The organism is Vibrio sp. SCP2 (genome assembly GCF_059295395.1).
Genome location: NZ_JCAFVV010000018.1, coordinates 1 through 3,242 on the forward strand (window position 1 = coordinate 1; position 3,242 = coordinate 3,242).

Sequence of the window (3,242 nt, forward strand, 5' to 3'; positions counted from 1 at the left end):
GCAAGATTGAAGCGAGCTAGAGCCGAGGCACGCAAGCAAGGTCTAAAGTTCAATGTCTCTCAGGAGGTTGAAAACTTCCTAGTAAAGGAACTTAAAAAGGTAGAAAAAGAGCTAGGCATTGAGCAAGATATTAATGAAGAAAAAAACCAACTAGATTTACTATCTAGTAATGAACCTAAAAACAAATCTAAAAAGGTAGAAAAATAGATGGATAATTATGAGCCTGATATGGGCACAGAAACGTGTATGTCCTGCGGTAGAACTTTCAGCGATAGCAGCAACGTTTCAAGCATCCAGTACCAAGGTGAATGTAACTCATGCGCCAGAAACAACGCAGAGTAATATAAACCTAAAAAGGTAGAAAATAGCCACCCTGAACGAGTGGCTTTTTTTGTGCCTAGCGAATGTCAAAGGGTAGTAAAAAAGGTAGAAAGTTTCGCAGGGGTCGAACAGGGTATGAGGAGCTGCGCGACGAATGCAAAGCCCCCCTTCCTGCTAAGCCGTGAGCGTAGCGAACCCCCCAAGCGAAGCGCAGGGACAGCCCCGCAGGGCACACGATCTTAGGCGGTACGCCTTTAGTGTGCTAAAGGTGGTACACCTTGCCTAAAGGAGCTGGACGCACTAAAGGAGCATAAAGGCGATTTTGATCTAAAGGCGGAATTTTGTATGCTTTGAGAAAAGCGATGAAAAACAAAATTGCAGTGAACAGCAAGTATTTCTCTCGTAGCCAAGCTAGGGGAGAAATGGCGCATGTGAAACGTGAGTTCGCCCACGATAAGAACGTGCTGAACCCTGAGTACACGAAGCGCAACTTTGGCACTAGTGCCGAGGTTATAGATAAGCGCTATCGTGAAGCTCTGGAGGTGATGCCAGAGACGGTAAAGAACAGCCTGATTGATAGCGTGTTGGTCTTGCCATTGGATCAGGTAAAAAAGCTATCCAGTGACGATAAAAATTGGCGTAAGGAGCTTCATAAGAGTATCACCGAAATGATGAACGAAATGGAGCGAGAAACTGGATTTATGCCTATTGGGTATCAGATGCACCTCGATGAGGGGTACAGAGACCCAGAGACGGGAAAAGAGACGCTGAACCCTCATGCCCATCTACTTTTTGCGAACGTGTGCACCAAGGACGTGACACTGACCCGTGAGAAAAAGATCACCAAAAAGGATCAGCATGGTAAAGCCATGCGTGACCCCAAAAAACCTAACAAGTATCTCTATGAGTTGGACGAGAACGGCAAGCCACTCACAGAGACGATAGAAACGCCACTCAAGGGGCGTGCGCCCCTGTCTTTGTACCAAACACGGGGTAAGAACTCGATATGGGCAAAACAGCAAGATATTGCAGCAAAGCACCTCAAGCACCTCGGTTTTGAGAGGGGCGACAGTAAGGAGCTGACGCAAGCGAAGCACCTAAACAAGCAACAGCACGTCCATAGAGAGCTTTTGAAGGTCGAACAACAGGTAGAGTCGGAAAAGCTCCTATTGGACCAATTAAAGCGCGATATGGAGCTTCAGAGACAATCTCTCGAACTGTTCATCGGTGCAAGGGAGACGTTCTTTGCTGCTGAGTTGGCCAAGAAAGCGAAACAAGAGCGAGAAGAGCTGAAAGCGGCCACCGTGGAGAAGTTCGACGAACTACCGGGAACAATCCAAGACATTGCAATGGAGAGCACCAAGGAGCGTGTTGGTGTGCTAGAGGGAGCTTTTGAGTTTATCGAGGATGAAGATACCAAGGAGCTGCTTGATCTGATCAACCAAATGGAAGAGAAGAAAAAGGTAGAAAAAGAGGCTCCTAAAGTGAAGCCCCGAGCATTTAAAATGTAGATTAATCAGTAAGTTCTACATCTTTTACTTCGTCTCTCTCAATGATTTGAGTAAAGGCAATTCTATCCCCAGAGAATACAAAGTTAGGGTTGATGAAGTACCAACCCTTCCTGATGTTTTTAGCAATGATGTGTGCTTTTTCAAGCTCTGCCAAGCCTCGAAGAAATGTAGGGTGAGAGAGCTTGAGAGGAGGCTCTTGGTCTTCATGAGCCTTCATAAAATCAGCTAAACAGTATTTGTCCAGTAGCACTAGATCCTTATTGATCGAAGTGTTCTGGACAGTCCAAATCAAAACACTAAGCGCCTTAATCCCCGCAGGTTTAAGGTTGAATGTTAGTGCTATGTTTGCTGTAAAGAGTTTTACAAATTTCTCTGCATCAACTTTTTTATAAGTCGTAACGTGAGTTCCGAAGTGCTCTCCAGTCTCTTGGTTGATAAGAACGTTACGATCCTTGCCAAGAGGTGAAACCTTAACGTTTCTTTGCTTCACAGGAACCACAAGCTCATTTAGGAAGGGGTTTACATCGTATCGTTCTACTTTCATTAGATCATTCATAGTTGGGTGTTTTTTCTAAAACTAAACAATTGAATGATACTAGTCAAATCAAAAACCACCCTTTTTTTGATAGTACCGCAATAAAAAATGAACTTTGTACTATCAAAATGGCACTCTGAAATGATAGTACAGAAAATGAACTATCAAAATATGGGGTTTTTTTGATAGCCGTTATACCCAGATCTGATAGTACTACTCACTCATTCTGAAAATTGGATCTCCATTTTACAGGGGTTAGAGGGTGATCCCTTCTTATATCTTATTCTACGAATAAGACGGGACTCAGGAGCCGTCCCACGGCTTCGCCTCCCTGCTCGGCAAAGTCTACGGTGACAGTGCCACGGTTTAAGATCCCGCCTCTTCCGCTTCCTCGGCTTCCGACAGACTCGCTTCGCTCCCTAGCTCCAGCACTGCGGCGAGCGGTATAACTAACGAAAATCTGATTTTGTCCATTCGTTGGACATAAATGTCCTCAATTGGGGACATTTAGATCCTTTTCGTCGCTTCGCTCCCTATCTTTGCAGGATGGTGGGAGGGGGCGGTTCTGTGCTTAAAATCTGGGGGAGTTTTTGCAAAAAAAACCTCAGATTTCACGTACAAAAGCACCTATTTAGATTTGCGGCTAGGTAGAAAAATTACTATATTTAAGTAAACCCAATAACAAATCGATGGAATTAAAAATGGCACTAAAAAAGGTAGAAAGTAAGGTTTCTTTAAATATCAAGGTTCAGGGCAGCATTGACGCAAGATTGAAGCGAGCTAGAGCCGAGGCACGCAAGCAAGGTCTAAAGTTCAATGTCTCTCAGGAGGTTGAAAACTTCCTAGTAAAGGAACTTAAAAAGGTAGAAAAAGAG

The 3,242-nt window shown here is 44.3% G+C and carries 3 protein-coding genes and 1 pseudogene; 3 read left to right on the top strand and 1 reads right to left on the bottom strand.

Annotated features, from left to right (window positions below; genetic code table 11):
• The 3 genes and pseudogenes from AC5O63_RS22275 to AC5O63_RS22285 all read left to right on the top strand — a co-directional run.
• A pseudogene (locus AC5O63_RS22275) lies at window positions 1–207 on the top strand (hypothetical protein); the annotation flags it as partial.
• A 10-nt stretch (window positions 208–217) separates the two neighbouring features.
• Complete coding sequence (locus AC5O63_RS22280; RefSeq protein ID WP_494506273.1) at window positions 218–361, top strand: hypothetical protein; 144 nt, start codon at window positions 218–220, stop codon at window positions 359–361.
• A gap of 322 nt (window positions 362–683) precedes the next feature.
• Entirely contained in the window at window positions 684–1,832 is a 1,149-nt protein-coding gene (locus tag AC5O63_RS22285) for a hypothetical protein (protein WP_494506274.1), read from the top strand.
• A gap of 1 nt (window position 1,833) precedes the next feature.
• Here AC5O63_RS22285 and AC5O63_RS22290 read toward each other — a convergent pair whose 3' ends face one another.
• Window positions 1,834–2,376 carry a replication/maintenance protein RepL gene (locus tag AC5O63_RS22290; protein WP_494506275.1) on the bottom strand — a complete coding sequence of 181 codons (543 nt, stop codon included), beginning with the start codon at window positions 2,374–2,376 and terminating at the stop codon, window positions 1,834–1,836.
• Between the last annotated feature and the right edge of the window lie 866 nt (window positions 2,377–3,242).